Origin of the sequence: Bradyrhizobium sp. SZCCHNRI3052 (assembly GCF_032484895.1) — a bacterium.
In the GTDB taxonomy this organism is placed as follows: Bacteria; Pseudomonadota; Alphaproteobacteria; order Rhizobiales; family Xanthobacteraceae; genus Bradyrhizobium.
Genome location: NZ_JAUETW010000001.1, coordinates 535,900 through 553,828 on the forward strand (window position 1 = coordinate 535,900; position 17,929 = coordinate 553,828).

A 17,929-nucleotide genomic window follows, 5' to 3' on the forward strand; every position below is an offset into this window, starting at 1 on the left:
GGCATCAGTGCAGGCCGGAGCGCAAGCGCTCCGGCTCTCGCGCCAAGTCCGCGAACCAGATCCGCTAACGTTGTTCGGCGCTGCCGGTCCCGTTGGTGACCGCGCGCTGACGCGCCGGGGCGCTTGCGCCCTGGCCCTGACAGGGCCGCTCCATCCAGGTCCCGTCGGGGGCCTGCTGGTAGGCGCGGCACGGCAGGGACGACGTGGTCTGATCATCCGGCTTGGGCGTCTGGGAGCTTTTCGCCAGTGCGGGGGCGGCCGTCGCGACGAGGGCTGCCAGCGAACCGACGTAGATCATTTGGCTGATCCGCATCTTGGGGGTTCTCCTGCTCGAAGCACTCCCGATTCAAAGTCGAATTGTGGAAACTTTTAGGCAAATGGCGCCTGCCATGGCGGGAGGCTTAAGGATCGTTTGCGACGTGGCCTGCCTCGTAAGGCGTCCGCGGAGGTCCCGGCCGCGCGTGTGGCTTTCTCCGGGCTGGCGTTGCGCCAATGCTGACGCTAAGAGCGGCATGACGCGCGAAAGCGCCCTCGTGACCGCGATGCGGCGCTCCGCCCGGAACGCCTTGTGCGGTCAACGGACGCCGCCATGGCAGCCGGCGCTCCGACATCAGCCGCGCGACAGACGGATCGTGGCGGTTCCCGCTTGAGGGCGGGGAGGGGGATCGCGCAGGCTGAGAACTGTGCGAGCATGACGAGACCTCGATTGCCCTCCCTGATCGCGCTGCGTGCCTTCGAGGCCGTCGGCCGCAAGGGCAGCGTGCGCGCCGCCGGCGACGAACTCGCCGTCAGCCACACCGTGGTCTCGCGGCATCTGCAGAATCTGCAACGCAGCCTGGGCGTGGCGCTGGTGCGTGCCGAGGGGCGGGGCCTCGCGCTGACCGAGGCCGGGCGCCAGTTTCATGCCGAGGTCAGCCAGGCCTTCGACATCATCGCCCGCGCGACAATCTCGGTGCGGCCCGTGGCGCGTCCGACCCTGAACATCTGGTGCATTCCGGGCCTCGCGAATCGCCGCCTGCTGGCGCGGCTGCCCGAGCTGAGCGGCCCGCCGCGCAACTGGGACATCAATCTGCAGCCGACGCTGGCGCACCCCGATTTGCAGCGCGGGGAAGCGGATGCGGAGATCGTCTATGCCGAAGCGGTCGACCGGAGCGGCGGCCTGGTCGCTGAGGAGCTGGTGCGTCCACGCGTATTCCCGGTCGCAAGCCCGGCCTATCTGGCAAGGTTTCCGGCGATCGCGACACTCCCGGGCCTCGCCAGGGCCTCGCTGATCCACGAGGAGTCCACCGCGCAATGGGAGCAATGGTTCGAGCTGGCGGGGTATCGGGAGCCGGTCACGTTGCGCGGCCAGCGGCTGTGGCACGCGCATCTCGCCATCGAGGCGGCCCGCTTTGGCCAGGGCGTCGCGCTCGCCAACGAGGTGTTGGTCGCCGATGATTTGCGCAGCGGTGCGTTGGTCGAGGTGATCCCCTCGGCACTCCACATGGGAGCCTATCAGCTCGTCGCCCTTCGGGAGCGCTGGGACGAGCCCGCGATCGTCGCGCTGCGGGCTTGGCTGAAGAATGTGCTCGCCGCGTAGCTGCGCGCTCATCCCGCTGGGTCCGGTGCATTGCAGGCACCTGTCGTCGGGAACAAGCTGATTGATCGCGACGGCTCTCGGCGTAGCCTGCGGCTCGATTTTCCCACGAGGAGTTGAGCCATGGCTGCGAATTTGGCTGCGAACGAAGACCTGCTGGCGCGGCGACACGAGGCCGTCGTCCGGGGCGTGAGCTATGCGACGCCGTTGTTTGCTGACCGCGCCCTCAACAGCGAGGTGTGGGACGTCGAGGGCAAGCGCTATGTCGACTTTGCCGGCGGCATCGCGGTGCTCAACACCGGCCACTGCCATCCGCATGTCGTTGCCGCGATCCGGGCGCAGCTCGACCGCTTCACCCACACCTGCTTCCAGGTGCTGCAATACGAGCCGTATGTGCGGCTGAGCGAGCGGCTCAACGCGCTGGCGCCGATTTCGGGGCCGGCCAAGTCGATCCTGCTGACGACCGGCGCGGAGGCGACCGAGAACGCCATCAAGATCGCGCGCGCCGCCACGGGGCGCAGCGGCATCATCGCCTTCACCGGCGCGTTCCACGGCCGCACCGCGCTCGCCAATGCGATGACCGGCAAGGTGATGCCGTACAAGAAGCATTTCGGGCCGCCGCTGCCCGGCGTCTGGCATGCGCCGTTCCCGATCGCCGGCAGCAATGTGACGGTCGAGGATACGCTGTCCTACATCAACTTCATCTTCAAGGCCGACATCGACGCCTCGCAGGTCGCGGCCATCATCATCGAGCCGGTGCAGGGCGAGGGCGGCTTCCACCAGGCGCCGCCGGAGCTGATGCGGGGCCTGCGCCGGATCTGCGACAGCAATGGCATCGTGCTGATCGCCGACGAGGTGCAGACCGGCTTCGGCCGAACCGGCAAGATGTTCGCGATGGAGCACTACGACGTGCAGCCGGACCTGATCTGCGTCGCCAAGAGTCTCGCCGGCGGCATGCCGCTGTCCGGCGTGATCGGACGTGCCGCAATCATGGACGCCGCGGAGCCGGGCGGCCTCGGCGGCACCTATGGCGGCAATCCGCTGGCCTGCGCGGCGGCGCTCGCCGTGCTCGACGTGTTCGAGCAGGAGAAGCTGCTCGACCGCGCCAATGCGATCGGCGAGCGGCTGCGCGCGGCGATCGAGCGCTTCTCGCGCGCCAACAACCTGGTTCCGGTTTCCGGGCCGCGCGGTCCTGGCGCGATGGTTGCATTCGATATCCTGAAGCAGCGCGGCAGCGACGAGCCGGATTCCGAAATGACCAAGCGCGTGACCCGCGTGGCGCACGAGAACGGACTGATCCTGTTGTCCTGCGGCGTCACCGCGAGCACCATCCGCATCCTGGTGCCGCTGACCGCGTCCGACGAGATCGTGGACGAAGGGCTCGCGATCCTGGAGAAATGCCTGGCCGCCTGACGCGCGGCCGAGGTGAACTGGAAGGCTGGAGGTTTGAGACGTGACCGACGCTGCGGCGGCTGTGCCGAATGACGTGATGGAGCGGCTCGCCGCCGCTGTCGATGCCAACTTCGCCAAGCAGGTCGCCTTCCTGCAGCAACTCGTCCAGTTCCGCAGCCTGCGCGGCGAAGAGGCGCCGGTGCAGGACTGGCTGGCTCGCGAGTTCGAGACCCGCGGCTATCAGGTCGACCGCTTCAGCCTCGAGGACGTCGACCTGATGCGCCATCCCAAGGCGGCGCCGATGGACAGCATCGCACTCGACGGCTCCAAGCAGGTGGTGGCGACGCTGGACGGCGCGGGCAAGGGACGCAGCCTGATCCTGCAGGGCCACATCGACGTCGTGCCCGAGGGCCCGACCGATCTCTGGAACGATCCACCCTATGAGGGGATCGTGCGCGACGGCTGGATGATCGGCCGCGGCGCGCAGGACATGAAGGCCGGCGTCTCCGCGATGATCTTCGCGCTCGACGCGATCAAGGCCGCCGGCTTCGTGCTGGACGGACGCATTCACCTGGAGACCGTGACCGAGGAGGAGAGCACCGGCAACGGCGCGCTCTCGACCTTGATGCGCGGCTACACGGCGGATGCCTGCCTGATCCCGGAGCCGACCGGCCACACGCTGACCCGCGCGCAGGTCGGCGCCATCTGGTTCCGGCTGCGTGTCCGCGGCACGCCGGTCCACGTTGCCTATGCCGAGACCGGCACCAACGCGATCCTCTCGGCGATGCATCTGATCCGCGCCTTCCAGGAGCACACGAAAGAGATCAACGCGCGTGCCAAGTCGAACGCCTGGTTCGCTGCGGTCAAGGATCCGATCAAGTTCAACGTCGGCATCATCAAGGGCGGCGACTGGGCGAGCTCGACGCCGGCCTGGTGCGACCTCGATTGCCGGCTGGGCGTGCTGCCGGGCGAGACGCCGGCGCAGGCCATGGCCGGCATCGAGCAGTGTCTCGCGAAGGCGCAGGCCGCAGACAGCTTCCTGTCGGAGAATCCGGTCGAGCTGGTGTGGAGCGGCTTCCAGGCCGATCCTGCGGTGTGCGAGCCCGGCAGCGCCGCCGAGGCGGCGCTGGCCGAGGTACATGCGCGCGTGTTCGAGCAGCCGCTCGACGTGCGGCTCTCTACGGCGGTCAACGACACCCGCTACTATCAGGTCGACTATGGCATCCCGGCGCTGTGCTACGGGCCCTATGGCATCGGTCCGCACGCGTTCGACGAGCGTGTCGATCTCGACAGCGTGCGCAAGACCACGCTGTCCATTGCAATGTTCGTCGCGCAATGGTGTGGACTGCGGCCGGCATGATCACGGTCGCGCTTCTCAGCCGTCCCGGACTGATGGATCCGATGCAGGCGCTGCTCGCGCGCGAGCTGCCGGGCGTGACCGTCGCGTCATGGCCGGAAGCCGCGGCGCGCGGCGCCGAGCTTGCCGTGTGCTGGAAGCCGGAGCCCGGCGCGCTGGCGGCGATGCCGAAGCTGAAGCTGATCCATTCGATCGCAGCGGGCGTCGACAACATCCTGTCCGATCCGACCGTGCCGGACGTGCCGCTGTGCCGGATCGTCGATCCCGATATCTCCGCGGCCATGACCGAGTTCGTGCTGTGGGGGACGCTGTATTTCCACCGCGACTTCGACCGCGTGGTCAGCAATGCGCGCAACGGCGTGTGGCGTCGGTACGAGCAGCGTGCCGCGAAGGACCGTCGGGTCGGCATTCTCGGGCTCGGCGAGCTCGGCTCCGCGGCCGCGATCCGTCTCGTCGATCTGGGCTTCGCGGTGAGCGCGTGGTCGCGCTCGCCCAAGGCGCTCGCCGGTGTGCGGACCTATAGCGGCGCCGATGCGCTCGACGCCTTCCTCGGCGAGACGGAGATCCTGATCTGCTTGCTGCCGCTGACGGCCTCGACCGTGGGCCTGCTCGATGCCGGGCGCCTGGGCCGGCTGCCCAAGGGGGCCGCGCTGATCCTGTGCAGCCGCGGCGAGCACCTGGTGACGGAGGATCTGGTCGCGCTGCTTCGCAGCGGCCATCTGCGCGGCGCGGTGCTCGATGTCTTTGCACATGAGCCGTTGCCCGCGGACGATGCGCTGTGGCGCGAGCCGGGCGTGCTGGTGACGCCGCACATGGCGGCGATCGCCTCCTGGGAGGTGATCGCGCAGCAGGTCACGGAGAATGCGCGGCGGTTGCTGCGCGGAGAGCCGTTGCTGAACGTCGTGGATCGCGCCCGCGGCTACTGATCAGCCTGCGGGTCTACTCGAGCGTTTGCACCGGGGGCGCCACCGGACCGCGCGGCGCCGGCGGAGCGACAGCGATGGTCCGTGCAGGCGGGGGTGCGCTGCGCGGCGCGGCCTGCGGCTGCTGCTGAGACTCGGTCATCGCAGCCTGGCTGTCCCTGGCCGGACGCCGGACCTGTTGCGACCGGGCCGCACGCGAGCGGCGGAAGCCCCAGGAGCGCGCGATCGAAGGACCTGCGGTATAGCCGACGACGGCGCCGGCAACGGCCCCGACCGGTCCAAATACGACGGCGCCCGACAAGGCGCCCAGCGCGGCATCGCCGCCGCGGTGCTCGTCGGCCATCGCCGCCGATGCCGTCAATGTCAGCGCCAAGGCCGCGGCCGTCAGCAGTCTGGTCATGAGATGTCCCCTCCGTCGCAACAGCGCCGAAATGGCGGACAAATGTGGCGAGAAGAATGCGAGGAGCGGAACCTGTAAGGGAGCCGGTAACCCTAATGCGGACTCAATGTCTCAGCGCCGGAGGGCGCAGTGCGCAGCTCCGTTCAATGCATCGGGCCGAGCACCGACGTGAATGGCATGGCGATGATTTCCTCGCCGAGATCGTCGGAAATGTGCAGCACCCAGTCGCGCCAATCCTCCTCGCTCTCGGACGAGATCAGCGACTGCATGACGCGCTCGGCGTGATCACAGGCCTCGGCGAGATCGATGACCGCGGTTCCACGCCGATCGACGAGGAACTCATCGGGATTGGAGCAGTGGAAGAAGACCTGCGTCATGTCCGTCTCCTCAATCGCCCTCCGGCGAATCTCAGTCAGAAGTAACAGCGTGGCGGCGCGCGCGAAATCGGATTGATCACGTAAGGTAAATTACGGGGCGCAGTCTGGGCCGGTGGAACCGGACGTGCAGTGATCCAGCTCACGGAACGCATCGGCGTAGAGGAAGTTGTCGCGAACCATTCGATCCGGCGACAGGAGCTCGACATGATGTCTGAAGTCCAGATCCACGCGATCGCCCGGCAGATGCTCGAGATGCACGGCGCCTCGGCCGTCGCGCAGGCTGCGCAGAAGGCGCAGCAATGCGAAGCCAGTGGCGAGGCCGAGGAGGCCCGCGAATGGCGCCACATCGCGGACGCCATGAGGATGATGCGCGGTCCGCATCAGAGCTGACATCGGATTCCATTTTACCGAATATCGCCGCGCGGTCCGTCGGATCCGCCGACTGATGCTCCGCACCAGCCGGCGGTGGATACGTTCCGTCAAGGGGGACGTGTGCCGCATCTCATCCTGGTTTCCGACCCATTTTCCACGCAAGAATCGGGCAACATGATTCGGCAGTGGATTCGCCGCTGACCAACGTTGCCGGCGCGCCCGCCGTCCAGGGATTATTGCCATGGTCTTCTTCAAGCGTGAGCTGAGCCCCGTCGAGATCTTCGAGCGTGCGCTGAAGGACAAGCAGGCCGCGCGGCAGCGGCTGACGGACCGTCTCCGGGTGGCCGAGGCGGCGCTGGACGAGAAGCGCGTCGCAGCGGAGCGGCTCGCCAAGGCCGGCGCCAGCAACGGGCAGCTCGATCGTGCCGAATCGAAGATGCAGGCCGTCGAGCAGAAGGCCAAGGCGCTGCGCGCATCCGTCGCCGAGTGCGACGAGCAGATCATCCTGGCGGAGCGCGCCTTCGCCGACGCGGTGGCGCAGCGCGACCGCGACCGCGCCGCCAACGACATCGAGGCCGTCGCCACCGCCATCGAGCAGGCGGTTCCTCGCTTCGAAATCGGTGCGGCGGCGCTTGTCGATGCGGTCACGCGCGGCCGCGCGGCGCTGAGCGAGGCCAGTCGTTTCGCATCCGATGTCGACGACATCCGCCGCGAGGTGCTCTCCGCCGCGGAGCTGATCTGCTGGGAGCTGCGCGCGGCCGCAAGCCGCACGCGGGCCGGCAACATCAATGTGGCCCTGCTGGCGCCGCCCGAGACGCGGCAACTGCCGGCGCCCGAGACCGACCGTCAGATGATCTATACGCTGAGCCCGCTGACCTGGCGCGAGGGCGAGGAGGTGAAGCGCGTCGCCGCGTTCACCATGACGGCGCTGCCCAAGGCCCTGTTGCCGCTGGCGCTGGCGCATCAGCACGTCGACTATCTCAACGCGCGCCGGGTCCAGACGCTGATGCACGTCCATGGCGGCGGACAGCAGCAGAGCGAGCCGATGCCCGACGATCCGGCGCTGGTCGATCTCGATGCGCTGGGTGCGCAGGCCGAGGAAAGCCCGCAGGCTGATGTCGCCTGAGCGCGTCCAAGCGCGCAGGCGCGCCGGAGCGCGGCTGAAGCTCGTTGGATCGGCCGTGCTGCTGCTGATTGTCATCAGCGCTGCACGGGCGGAAAATCTCGATGCCGGCAAATCCGGTGCGCGGCTGTTTGCGGACAGCTGCGCCACCTGTCATCGCTCGGCACGTGGGCTCGCCAAGGGGCGCTTTCGCCTGACGCTCTATCTGTTCCTGCAGAAGCACTACACCAGCAGCGACGACGCCGCGTCGGCCTTGAGCACCTATCTGCAGTCGGTCGATGCGCCGGCAGCCGCGCCGGCCCGCCGTCCCCCTTCGCGGCGCCCGGCCCATCGTGGTGAGACACGACCGCCGCGGCCGCCGCTGCCGGTGCGGGGACGTTAGCGATCGCGCTGCACGTCGCGCTCCGCCTCTCTCGTCACGTGAGGTGAACGGGCCGCGGCGATCGAATTTGAGCTGCTCAGGTGCAGCCGCTCGGCCCGCAGTTTTCCGGTGTGTGCCCGTCCGGGTGTGGCCGATATCCTCGACCTGGGCTATGCTCGTCGGCCAAGGTGCTCGACGCCCCCGGGAGGCCGATCTCGCGCGTGTCCGTGCGAAGCTGGCCGTCCCGAGCCGGATCATCGTGACGTCTCAGTCGTGCCACGAGCCGCGTTATCGTGATTGTGTTTTCGGGCGTTATGTCTTTTGACGTTGTGTTTAGGCTGTCTGAGGCGGGGCAGCGGCGATGATGACCTTACCGGAGCTCGCGGCAGCGGCGTTGGAGCGTTTCCTCAGCTCCTATATGCGACGCCGTTTCGGATCGTCTCATACCCAGTTGACGGAGATGCTTCCGGCAGCTGCGCGCATTGCGCTGGAATGCATCGGCAACAGCGATGCGCTGTATCACAACGTCGAGCACACCTTGCTGGTGACGTTGGCCGGCCACGAGATCCTGCGCGGCCGTGCGCTGCACAGCCACATGACGGCGGACGACTACGTCCACGTCATCCTGGCCTGCCTGCTTCACGACATCGGCTATGTCCGCGGCTTGTTCAGGGAAGACGATGTCAATGGCTTCGTCGTCGATCGCGGCGGCCGCAAGATCTGCCTGCCGCGCGGCTCCTCCGATGCCAGCCTGATGCCGTATCACGTCGACCGCTCGAAGCTGTACGTGATCAACCGCATCGAAGGCATGGCGCCGCTGGACAAGGACCGCATCGCCCGCGCCATCGAGGGCACGCGCTTTCCGCCGCTCGCCGGCCAGCAGTTCGACGAAGAGCAGTCGATCGTGCGCGCCGCCGACCTGATCGGACAGCTCGGCGACCCCAACTACATCCGCAAGGCCAACGCGCTGTATCACGAGTTCGAGGAGGTCGGCATCAACCGGCAGCTCGGCTATGAGTCACCGGCCGACATCGTCAATCGTTATCCGCAGTTTTATTGGAACAGCGTCGCCCCGCACATCCAGACCGAGATCCGCTATCTCAACATGACATCGACGGGGCGCCAGTGGATCGCCAACCTCTATGCCAACGTGTTCCGCGCCGAACGCGACATCTCGCTGTCGGGCCCGCAGAGTTGACTGGCTGGAGTCAACGCCGGCCGCCGACCTCGTCGATGTGGTCGAGCAGGTCGGCCGGGTCCTCGTAGACGCGGATGGCGCCGGACTGGCGCAATTCCTCCGAGCCATAGCCGCCGCTCAACAGGCCGACGCCGAGCGCCCGGCAGCGGGTTGCGGCAAGCATGTCCCAGATGCTGTCGCCGATCACGACCGCGCGCTCGATCGGCGCGTCGAGGCGGGCGGCGGCGGCGAGAAACAGGTCGGGATCAGGCTTGGCGTAGCGGACCTCGTCGCGGGTCACGACGGCGCTGGTCTTGGGATCGACGCCGAGCGCGGCGAGATTGACGGCCGCCGTTTCCATTCTGCCGCTGGTCGCGATCGCCCAGGGGATGCCGGCATCGGTCAGGAAACCCAGCAGCTCGCGGGCGCCGGGCAGGGGCCGGACCTGGCCTCCGAGCTTCTGATAGGCCGCCGCATGCGCTTTCCGCAGCCGCTCGATCCGCTCGGGCTCGATGGCAAAACCTGTCTCGCGCAGCAACTGATTGGTGAACAGGCCGCCGCTCATGCCGATTTTGCGGTGGATGCGCCAGACCGAGAGCTCGATGTTCTCGGCATCCAGCGCCGTCTTCCAGGCGAGCACGTGCTGATAGACGCTGTCGACCAGCGTGCCGTCGAGGTCGAACAGGAAGGCGGTTTCGATGCGCATGGCTCGCTCCGGGCTGGATGTCTGCTGCGTAGCAGCTCAAGGCCAAGCGGCAGCGGCTATCCGGGTTCCTGCCCGCCGCGGGGCTGTGCCGGTGCCCGCTATGGCGGTGCGCTGGTCGACGACCGGCGCGTCATTCGGCCATTGCCGGCAACGCGCCGCGCGGTCTTTCCGCCAGCCTCGCGGCCGCTCCGGGGTCAGCCCTTGGGACGGATGAAGCCGGCCAGCGTCTTCTTCTGCTCCTCGCACCAGTTCGTCATGCCGAGGCGGCGCTGATCCATGTCGATGGCCTGCGTGGCGACGGCGACCTCCGCCATCAGCTCGTCGTCCTGCTTCTCGCCCATCTTGCCGCCGGTGTGCATGTAGGCGATCGCCTTGCGCACCTTCTCGGTCGTGCCGTCAGGCATCTTCATGTCCTGCGCCTTCTGGACTAGGTCCTGATAGACGACATCGACGCCGGGACATTCGACCTTGGTGGCGAACGCCTCCAGCACCATGGTCGTATACATGTGGCGTGGCTCTGCGCTGCCCGGTGTCAGGGCCGCCAGCAATGCCGCAATGGTCAATGCCGCAAGGGTTGACGTGTAAAGCAGACCGTTTCGCATTCTCTGGCTACCTCCCGCTTGTTTTCGGCGAGGCTAGCCTGTGGGCGAAGCGCGGGCAACAACGAGCGCAGTGCAGCACGCGCGAATTGATCGAAGGGGTCGCCGGCTACTTGTTCAGCCGCCGCTCCTGCTCCTTGAGCAGAACGTCGAGCTCCTCGCTCTGCTGCGCGAGGCGGTCGGCGTTGCGCTCCTCGTCCGCGGCACCCGACTGCGAGGCGGCCTGCTCGGTGATCTGGCGGATGTTGTCGCGCAGGATCGCGATGCGGTCTGCGAGGTCGGAGGCGGACAGGACGGTCGGATCGGTCAGGCTCATGAACCCCTCGGGGATGCGCATTGTCAGGCGCAGTTCCTTAGCTCGGAAAGCCGCGTCGCCACAAGTGGATCGACGACATCGATCACCGCTGCGCCGATCGGCGCGGACCAGCGCGGGCGCCTGTGCGGATCCTTCAGCGCACCGGCATTGGCGGGCGCACCACGGGCTGATCCGGATCGACCGGCGCCGACGGCAGCGGCATCGGGGCGGGCGGCGGAGGGGCCATGCTGGTTGCGGCCGGCGGCGGCATGCGCGGCCGGTGCGGTGCTGCCGCACCAGGCTGTGCCGGGGTCACGGCCGCCGTTGCAGGGCGCGCGGCCGGGCGCGGCCGGATCGTCTGCTCGATGGCGCGCGGATCGAACGACCGTGCTTCCGCGGTCCGCTCGCTCGGCCGCTCGGCGGGCCTGTCGCTGGACTTGGCCTCGGCGACCCGCGCCATGTCGCGGACCATCTGCTCCTGCCCGGCCTTCAGCTGTGCGAGGCTCGTCTTCAGCTCGCCGATCTGCTGGCTCAAGGCAGCGAGGTCGTGGGCCATCGATTGCAGCAACTGCGCCTGCTCCTGCGAGGTCGCGCCAACCGCGCTCGTTGCGTGCTCCTGCACCTCGGCCGGCGCTTCTGCGGCCGCCTGCTGGGGCGCGGTCGCGGCTGGCTGTGCCGCGGCATCCTTGTCGGCGTTCGAAGCCAGCGAGATCCGCGGCATCCAATGCGCGATCATCTCCTGGGCCTGGTCTCCATAGCTCTGCCAGGCGGCTGCGGCGACGGCGCTGCCGACCGCGAACAGCACCGCCAGAATGGTGCGCACGGCCCAGGTGGCGAACGTGCTGCGCTCTCCGGTGACTGCGAAGTCGCTGGTCGCCTGCGTCCTGTAGTCAGGGTCGATCTTCGGCGAGGGCACGTCCGGTGGCCGTTGCGAGCTGCGCCTGTCCGCTTCGGCGGCAGTGCGATCGGCGCGGGCCGCCAGCACGATCTCGGGATCGATCACGGCATGAGGCTGCTGATCGCCGTCCTTGGTCGTCGTTGCAAGCATTGACGCTCCGTCCTCCGTTGTCGTCCGCCTCGCAGGCGGCGCTCGGCTCTGTTCCGATGCGTCGTCCTACCAACGCCTCGTGCACCCACGCTTCGCGTACTCACGCTGCATCGTACTGACGCTTCGTGACACCAACGTCGGATGACGACTGCGCCACGAAACGCTCGGCCTCTCCGGCCGCATCAGCACAGAACCTGGATACCGGTTGTCCCTCGTGCCCACGCATCTGCATGTTCACGGTGATCCATCTTGGCCAGAGCCGCATACTCGGGAACGTCCCATCATCGTTCCGTCGCGCCGACGCTCTGCTGATTCCCATTCTCATCGACACTTGGTCATATCCGCCCCAACCAAGGCGAAGACATGGCGGTTGCGCGACCCGTGCGACGTCCACCTCTGGCCGCAGGCGGAGCATACCCCGAATGCACCGCGAAGGCTATGCCGACGGCGTTTCGCCGTGCCGGCGAGATCCTGGCCATTGTTACCGACCGGTGCCGCGAAATGAAGCGTCGATCGGCCCGTCAACGCTTGAGAATGTCGCCCGTGGGCACTCGGATCTCGCAGCAGAGGCCGCTCGGCTCGAAGCGCCGGACAACGCGGGCACCGACCTCGTACGGCAGCATCTGTTCCAGCAGCACGGTTCCAAAACCCTGGCGCTGCGCACCCAGCGGACGGCCGGACATGCCGGTCTCGGTCCAGTCGATGACCAGCCAGTCGGCCGCGTCGCGCTCATCGAGCCGCCATTCGATCCTGATGAAGCCCCGCGGCACTGTGAGCGCGCCGTATTTCAGCGCATTGGTCGCGAGCTCGTGCATGGCAAGCCCGATGCTCTCGGCCGCCTTCGGCTTCAGTCGCACCTGGGGGCCCGACAGCGAGAATTGCCTGTCCTCGCGCGCGGCACCGGCGCGCAGCTCATCGGCGATCAGTTCGGCCAGATCGAAACCGGCGAGGGGATCGCGCGTGACGACCGCCTGGATGCGCGACAGCGCAGTGATGCGGCCTTCGAGGTGACTGGCGAAATCCTCGACACTGTCGCTCGAGTCGCCCGTGCGGCGGATGATCGAGCGGATCACGGCGAGCATGTTGCGGACGCGGTGCTGCAGCTCGGCGAGCAGCAGCTTCTGGTGCTCCGAGGCCGAGACCAGCGCCGTGATGTCTTGGGTGATGCCGCCGATGCGCTGCACCCGTCCCAGCTCGTCGACCATGGGAAAACTACGGATGCGCAGCCAGCGCGTGACGTCGTCCGGCTGGCTGACGATACGGACATCCAGGCTGTCGCGCTGGCCACGCCGGGCGCGCTCGAGGCTCTCGATGGCGCGGGGCCGGTCCTCCGGCAGCATGAGCTCGGTCCACGATGCCAGATGGTCGCCGCGGAGCACAGCGCTGCGCGGGACGCCATAGATCGTCTCGAATGCGGGGCTGAGATATTCCCAGCGCAGGGTCTCGGCATCGCGGATCCACACGACGTCGGAGGATGCTTCGCCGAACTGGCGGAAGCGCGCCTCGCTGTCGCGCAGCGCGGCCTCGGTGCGCTTGCGGTCGTCGATGTTCATCGCGAGCCCGACCAGGGTGCCGTCGCCGAGGTCACGGCCGGCGAACATCATCCAGGCGCGTTCCCCGTCCTTGCGAAAATACTGCTTCTCATAGGGACCGATCCGGCCGGTCTGCCGCAGCAGCTCGATCTGGTCGCTCGAGGTGCGCATCCATTCCGGGGGTGTCAGGCTCTTCCAGGTCAGCTCGCCGCTGTCGATGTCCTGGCGCGAATAGCCTGTCATCGCCAAGAAGGCCTCGTTGGCGTCGATCAGGGTGCCGGCTGCATGATCGAAGAACAGCACGCCGACCGAATCGATCTCGAGGAGGCGGCGCAGCCGATGATCGCCGGCATCGCCGCCGTTCGAATGCGGCTGCCGTGCGGACGGCCCTGCCTCCGGCAGCTCGCTGCACCCGAGGCAGACGGCAAGCTCGGGATCGGTCTGTGCGAGGGCAAGCACGTCCGAATCGATCGCAAGCAGGTGTACATCGGCCCAGAAATGGGCTGTGCGCAGATAGGCGAGGAAGGCCGCCAGCAGATCGAACCTGGTGTTGCCGAAGGCATGTCGGATTGCGCGCCGCGAGCGGTCGGAATCAGCACGCTGCATGAACAGCACCGACGCGGCCTCGAACAGGTCCGCCTCACCATCGCTGCCCGGCTCCGGGATGTCGAGCGGGGGCTGGACGAGTTCAAGCCGGTCGAGCGCCGCCGCGGCGCGCGCGGGATCCGCGAGCGGCCGCGCGAGCAGGTGACGCGCCCGATCGATCGTCTCCGGGCGAGACGTCGAGTCACCCGCGGGCTTGCCCAATCCGACCAGAAATCCGAAATGCCGGGTCAGACAATAAGGCGAGCGGTTGAGGCGCGACAGATGGACGGCGAGCCGCTCCTTGAAAAGGGCCGGAAGCGGGGTGTCGAGATAGGCGCATTTGGCGAACTGCCAGAGCTGTCGGGTCGCCTCAGGCGCCGACGGCGCCGACCTGAACAGGTTGGGCATCAGCCCGAGGCGCTGCACGATCTCCTGCTCGAAGGGTCCGTCCACCATGCGCTGTTCGACCATCGCCGTTTCCCCGGCAGAGTGCCGACACGGTCAGCATAGCGCAAGCGCCAGCGCTCCGAACCTCTCACTCATTCGCGTCGAGCTGACGGCCTTCGCGGTCCAAATGCAAGTAATTCGCGTTGAACAGGCCGGCGCTCATCAGGCGCTCGAGGTCCGGAAGTACCAGCATCTTGCCCTTGAGCACGATCAGGTTGCTGGCGCGCAGTTCCTGCAGCGTGCGGTTGACGTGGACCTTCGACAGGCCTGTCGCCTCGGCGAGATCTGCCTGGGTGAGAGGGAAGCTGCAACTGCTGTCGTCGGCCAGGCCCGCCAGCCGCAGCCGGAAGAACAGTTCGCACAACAGGTGAGCCATGCGTTCGGACGCGGTGCGTTGCCCGAGATTCATGGTCCATTCGCGCTGGATTGCGGCGTTGACCAGCGTCTCCCACCAGAACGCCGTCGCAATGCGCGGATAGCCGGCGCTGATCTCGTCGAAGAACTCGCGCGGCAGGTCGGCGATCGACACCGGCGTGATGGTGCCGATCGAATGGTCCATCTCGCGCAGGATGAAGATGTTGAGATCGCAGATATCGCCAGGCAGGAAGAACGAGACGATCTGGCGGCGGCCGTCCTCGAGCTGCTTGTAGCGGCAGGCCCAGCCGTTCAGGATCAGATGCACGTCCTTGGGCTTCTCGCCTTCGCGCGCGATGTCGGTGCGTGGCGCGAAGGTCCTTACCCGTTGAGCCGCCGCGCGGTTGAGCATCAGGCGGTCGGCCGCAGAGAGGCGGACGAAATTCTCGAGCTTGCGGACCAGATGACTCAAAGAGTGGTTCCCCCGAGTTGGTTTATTGGGGTTCCATTCGGTGCGACTTCAATAACTTATGTTAGCATGATACCGCGTTGACCGCTGATCTTTCTGCACCTGCGCGCGGAACCAAAGTGCGGCCCGCGGCCGGGGACTGCTGCGGCATCTTGGCGATGCTCCTGCCCTCAGCGATGCTCGGAGCTGGTCGACATCGCGCGAGTCCGACCAGTCCTTCGCGCCCCTGTCGTGGAACTCTCATGAAATCTGATGCGGCATCACCGTCGAAGCCCGTGAAATTACGGGACCCGATGCGTGATCGCGACGATCTGGCGCTCGGCGAAACCTGTGTAGTTAAGGCCCCCTTAGTTCCGGCTTCTGGGTTGATCAAAACAAGCAACTGGAAATGCATCAATGCGAGTCGGTCAGCTCTTTTCGGCATCGATGCTCTCGGTCACGGCGCTTGCCTGTGTTCTCGGGGGCGAGGTGCTGGTATCTCACTATCGCGCCTACGCGAGCAGAACCGAAGCGATCAAGTCCGTCGACAAGGCCGGGCAGCAGGCCGACGCCGCCTTCGCCAAAGCGAAAGCGGCCGTTGAGACGCTCTCCGACAGCCAAGCCATCTTCGACGGACTGAGCGCTGCCAAGGCAAAGCTCACCGACGTGCGCGCGATGGTCGACCGCGCCGCAAGGCCGGATCGAGGTCGATCGCGTACGGATCGAGTCGAGCATCGATCAACTCGGCAATCCTCCGTCCGCGCCGCCTGACGACGGGACTGCACGGCACAGCATCCGAACATCATGAGGGCCAGCTCGGACCGGCGCTCATATCGTTCGCTCGCTTGCCCTTGTCGAGGTTCTGCGCCATTTCGAGATGATGCTGCAGGGCCGGCAGGGTTTTGCCGGCCCATTCCTTCAGCGCCGGATTGTCGCCGCCCTCCGCATAACGCTCGAACAGCGACACCGCGTTCTTGTGGGCGCTGACCTGCATGTCGTCGAAATCCGAGCTGAAGTCCTTGCCGCTCGCTGCCTTCAGCTTGTCGAGCTTGCTCTGATGCGCGCTGTCGAGAACGGCGGGCAGTTGGACCTTGACCTTGCCGCTCTCGACCATGCTCTTCAGCCCGGTCGAAGTCTTGGTGATCCTTGACGATCTGCGCGGCGAAGCTCTTCTCCTGCCCGTTGCCCTTCTGCTCGCCGAACTGGTTCAATTTGCAGTTCGAACATGTCGCTGATGGCGACCTGCTTCACGAAGTCCTCGGTGATCGGCGCAATGCCGAGCGCCGAATTCACCCCGGTCTTTTCGCCGACTGATTGGGCGAGGGCAGGGCCCGCCGCCACCAGGCAGCCGAGCGTGATGAGCGTGCGTCGCGCGGATCGCTCCTCTCGTTGGTTGCAGACCTAAACCGAGAGATGTGTACGATGTTCCGACGAGCTGGCGCGCGCTGCGTGGCGTGCGCGGTGAGAAGACGCCGCGAGCAGCCGGCGTAGCCGCAGAGCATCGGCGGGTGCCGCGCTCTTCTGGTCGTTGTCGAAATAGACGTAGATGTCGATGCCGCGCGACGCCCAGGCGCGCATGCGCTTGGCCCAGGCCTCGAGTGTCGCGTCCGGATAGTTGTCCTTGTAGCGGCCGCCCGGACCATGGCCGCGCACATAGACGAAATCGGCCGTGCGCCTCCACGGCGCCGGCGCGTCGTGATGGTCCGACAGGCAGAGCGAGATGTTCGCATCCCTCAGCAGGCGCATGATGGCCGGTGTGTACCAGCTCGGGTGACGGAATTCGAAGCTGTAGCGCCGGTGCGTCGGCAGCAGCGGCAGAAACGACTCGAGCCGTTCTGGATTCGCTTCGAATTGCGGCGGCAGCTGGAACAGCACGGGGCCGGCCTTGTCGCCGAGCAGCGACAGCCGGCTCTCCATCAGCGCGATGCTGTTGACCGAGCGCGCAGACAGGCGCTTCCAATGCGTGATGAACTTGGAGGCCTTCCATGCGAAAACGAAATCGGGCCCGGTCTGATCGCGCCAGCCGCGGACGGCAGCTTCCGTCGGTGTCCTGTAGAACACGCCATTCAGCTCGGTGGTCTCGAACTGGCTGGCGTAGTAGGGCAGCCGATGTCTGATCAGCAGTTCCGGCGGAAAGAACGCGCCGCGCCAGGACTCGTAGTGCCATCCCGATGTGCCTATCACGACCCGGGCCATCATCGTCCTCTCGCCGAGACAAGACCTCGAAAGCAAAGCGTCGTGATGGCGTTCGGGTTCCTTTCAAAGCCGCAGCAGACGATACGGCGCGTGGTCTAGCGCTCCGCGGCGTGCAGCACCGGCGCGCTCAACAGCTCGTTGATATGCGCCGCCGTCTCCGCCTGCATCGCCTTCTTCAGCATGATGTCGCGTTCGGGGCCTGCGGGAAGACGTGCTGCCGCCTCGCGGGCAGCGGCTGCAGCCTGCTGCAGCCGCTGGCGGAACGACACTGTCTGCTTGCGCCGGTTCCGGGTGACGCTCATGGCGAACTCCTGTTGCTTCGAGCAGAAGTCTGCGAGCCTGTCGGCCTGGTGTCGCTAACACACGTTAGCGTGCAGTTCACTATCCCTGGAGGTTCTGTTGGAACAAGACGACAGTGTCGTGGTGCTGATTAGTTGTTCGATCGATCGGGTTCATTGCCCGGAACGCTGAGATGCACCTCGTGGCCTTGCTTGATGGCCAGCGTCGCAGCCGATGCAGCGGATTCGAACGCAGCCTCTTTGGTCGCGTAGTCGCCATGGGCGTTGCCGTCATGCAGCACGCTCCAATGATCGCCGACTGCAACGATGGCGTATTGAGCCAGTCCCATATCGTCCTCCATTCTTCGCGTCATTCGGCTGAA

General features: G+C 66.8%; 21 protein-coding genes and 1 pseudogene. 9 read left to right on the forward strand and 13 right to left on the reverse strand.

The window, feature by feature from the left end:
• Positions 1-64: 64 nt before the first annotated feature.
• A complete protein-coding gene (locus QW887_RS02510; RefSeq protein WP_315712308.1) occupies positions 65-313 on the reverse strand; it encodes a hypothetical protein in 249 nt (82 codons plus the stop codon).
• Positions 314-691: 378 nt separating this feature from the next.
• Between QW887_RS02510 and QW887_RS02515 the strand changes: the two genes are divergently transcribed.
• The 4 genes from QW887_RS02515 to QW887_RS02530 all read left to right on the forward strand — a co-directional run bounded on the left by QW887_RS02515 (position 692) and on the right by QW887_RS02530 (position 5,251).
• Positions 692-1,579, forward strand: coding sequence for a LysR substrate-binding domain-containing protein (locus tag QW887_RS02515; RefSeq protein ID WP_315712307.1), 888 nt, complete (start codon positions 692-694; stop codon positions 1,577-1,579).
• Positions 1,580-1,699: 120 nt separating this feature from the next.
• Positions 1,700-2,989 carry a 4-aminobutyrate--2-oxoglutarate transaminase gene (gene gabT / locus QW887_RS02520; RefSeq protein WP_316194138.1) on the forward strand — a complete coding sequence of 430 codons (1,290 nt, stop codon included), beginning with the start codon at positions 1,700-1,702 and terminating at the stop codon, positions 2,987-2,989.
• A gap of 40 nt (positions 2,990-3,029) precedes the next feature.
• Positions 3,030-4,328, forward strand: a complete 1,299-nt coding sequence (locus QW887_RS02525; protein ID WP_316194139.1) for an ArgE/DapE family deacylase — start codon at positions 3,030-3,032, stop codon at positions 4,326-4,328.
• Positions 4,325-5,251: a glyoxylate/hydroxypyruvate reductase A gene (locus QW887_RS02530; protein ID WP_316194228.1), complete on the forward strand. Its 927-nt coding sequence runs from the start codon at positions 4,325-4,327 to the stop codon at positions 5,249-5,251. The genes QW887_RS02525 and QW887_RS02530 overlap by 4 nt, the downstream gene beginning before the upstream one ends.
• Positions 5,252-5,264: 13 nt before the next feature.
• On the opposite strand, the gene QW887_RS02535 is transcribed toward QW887_RS02530, so the two are convergent.
• Both QW887_RS02535 and QW887_RS02540 read right to left on the reverse strand, forming a co-directional pair.
• Positions 5,265-5,648 carry a hypothetical protein gene (locus QW887_RS02535; RefSeq protein ID WP_316194140.1) on the reverse strand — a complete coding sequence of 128 codons (384 nt, stop codon included), beginning with the start codon at positions 5,646-5,648 and terminating at the stop codon, positions 5,265-5,267.
• 143 nt (positions 5,649-5,791) lie between these two features.
• Entirely contained in the window at positions 5,792-6,025 is a 234-nt protein-coding gene (locus QW887_RS02540) for a DUF6894 family protein (RefSeq protein WP_315712301.1), read from the reverse strand.
• A 207-nt stretch (positions 6,026-6,232) separates the two neighbouring features.
• Here QW887_RS02540 and QW887_RS02545 point away from each other — a divergent pair, with 207 nt between their 5' ends.
• The 4 genes from QW887_RS02545 (at position 6,233) to QW887_RS02560 (ending at position 9,079) form a co-directional block, all read left to right on the forward strand.
• Complete coding sequence (locus QW887_RS02545) at positions 6,233-6,415, forward strand: hypothetical protein (protein ID WP_315712640.1); 183 nt, start codon at positions 6,233-6,235, stop codon at positions 6,413-6,415.
• A 223-nt stretch (positions 6,416-6,638) separates the two neighbouring features.
• Entirely contained in the window at positions 6,639-7,523 is an 885-nt protein-coding gene (locus QW887_RS02550; protein WP_316170433.1) for a hypothetical protein, read from the forward strand.
• Positions 7,513-7,902 carry a cytochrome C gene (locus QW887_RS02555; RefSeq protein WP_316194141.1) on the forward strand — a complete coding sequence of 130 codons (390 nt, stop codon included), beginning with the start codon at positions 7,513-7,515 and terminating at the stop codon, positions 7,900-7,902. Before QW887_RS02550 ends, QW887_RS02555 begins: the two co-directional genes overlap by 11 nt.
• 340 nt (positions 7,903-8,242) lie before the next feature.
• Positions 8,243-9,079: an HD domain-containing protein gene (locus QW887_RS02560; RefSeq protein ID WP_315712295.1), complete on the forward strand. Its 837-nt coding sequence runs from the start codon at positions 8,243-8,245 to the stop codon at positions 9,077-9,079.
• Between the two features lie 10 nt (positions 9,080-9,089).
• Here the strand turns inward: QW887_RS02560 and QW887_RS02565 are convergent, their stop codons facing one another.
• The 6 genes from QW887_RS02565 to QW887_RS02590 all read right to left on the reverse strand — a co-directional run bounded on the left by QW887_RS02565 (position 9,090) and on the right by QW887_RS02590 (position 15,096).
• Positions 9,090-9,764, reverse strand: a complete 675-nt coding sequence (locus tag QW887_RS02565; RefSeq protein WP_315712294.1) for an HAD family hydrolase — start codon at positions 9,762-9,764, stop codon at positions 9,090-9,092.
• Positions 9,765-9,958: 194 nt separating this feature from the next.
• The gene (locus tag QW887_RS02570) at positions 9,959-10,366 is read right to left on the reverse strand and encodes a hypothetical protein (protein WP_315826828.1); all 408 of its coding nucleotides are present in this window, start codon (positions 10,364-10,366) and stop codon (positions 9,959-9,961) included.
• Positions 10,367-10,472: 106 nt separating this feature from the next.
• Positions 10,473-10,679: a hypothetical protein gene (locus QW887_RS02575; protein WP_315712292.1), complete on the reverse strand. Its 207-nt coding sequence runs from the start codon at positions 10,677-10,679 to the stop codon at positions 10,473-10,475.
• 133 nt (positions 10,680-10,812) lie between these two features.
• Complete coding sequence (locus tag QW887_RS02580; RefSeq protein WP_315751739.1) at positions 10,813-11,706, reverse strand: hypothetical protein; 894 nt, start codon at positions 11,704-11,706, stop codon at positions 10,813-10,815.
• 521 nt (positions 11,707-12,227) lie between these two features.
• Positions 12,228-14,294 carry a PAS domain S-box protein gene (locus QW887_RS02585; RefSeq protein WP_315712289.1) on the reverse strand — a complete coding sequence of 689 codons (2,067 nt, stop codon included), beginning with the start codon at positions 14,292-14,294 and terminating at the stop codon, positions 12,228-12,230.
• A 64-nt stretch (positions 14,295-14,358) separates the two neighbouring features.
• Positions 14,359-15,096, reverse strand: coding sequence for a Crp/Fnr family transcriptional regulator (locus QW887_RS02590; protein WP_315712288.1), 738 nt, complete (start codon positions 15,094-15,096; stop codon positions 14,359-14,361).
• Positions 15,097-15,489: 393 nt separating this feature from the next.
• Here QW887_RS02590 and QW887_RS02595 point away from each other — a divergent pair, with 393 nt between their 5' ends.
• On the forward strand, positions 15,490-15,843 hold the full coding sequence (locus QW887_RS02595) for a hypothetical protein (RefSeq protein ID WP_315751738.1): 354 nt from the start codon (positions 15,490-15,492) through the stop codon (positions 15,841-15,843).
• A gap of 31 nt (positions 15,844-15,874) precedes the next feature.
• Here the strand turns inward: QW887_RS02595 and QW887_RS02600 are convergent.
• The 4 genes and pseudogenes from QW887_RS02600 to QW887_RS02615 all read right to left on the reverse strand — a co-directional run bounded on the left by QW887_RS02600 (position 15,875) and on the right by QW887_RS02615 (position 17,896).
• A pseudogene (locus tag QW887_RS02600) lies at positions 15,875-16,431 on the reverse strand (DUF4142 domain-containing protein).
• Positions 16,432-16,473: 42 nt separating this feature from the next.
• A complete protein-coding gene (locus QW887_RS02605) occupies positions 16,474-17,268 on the reverse strand; it encodes a DUF72 domain-containing protein (protein ID WP_316194229.1) in 795 nt (264 codons plus the stop codon).
• 95 nt (positions 17,269-17,363) lie between these two features.
• Positions 17,364-17,570 carry a hypothetical protein gene (locus QW887_RS02610; protein ID WP_316194142.1) on the reverse strand — a complete coding sequence of 69 codons (207 nt, stop codon included), beginning with the start codon at positions 17,568-17,570 and terminating at the stop codon, positions 17,364-17,366.
• A gap of 128 nt (positions 17,571-17,698) precedes the next feature.
• Complete coding sequence (locus QW887_RS02615; protein ID WP_315751736.1) at positions 17,699-17,896, reverse strand: hypothetical protein; 198 nt, start codon at positions 17,894-17,896, stop codon at positions 17,699-17,701.
• Positions 17,897-17,929 lie beyond the last annotated feature (33 nt).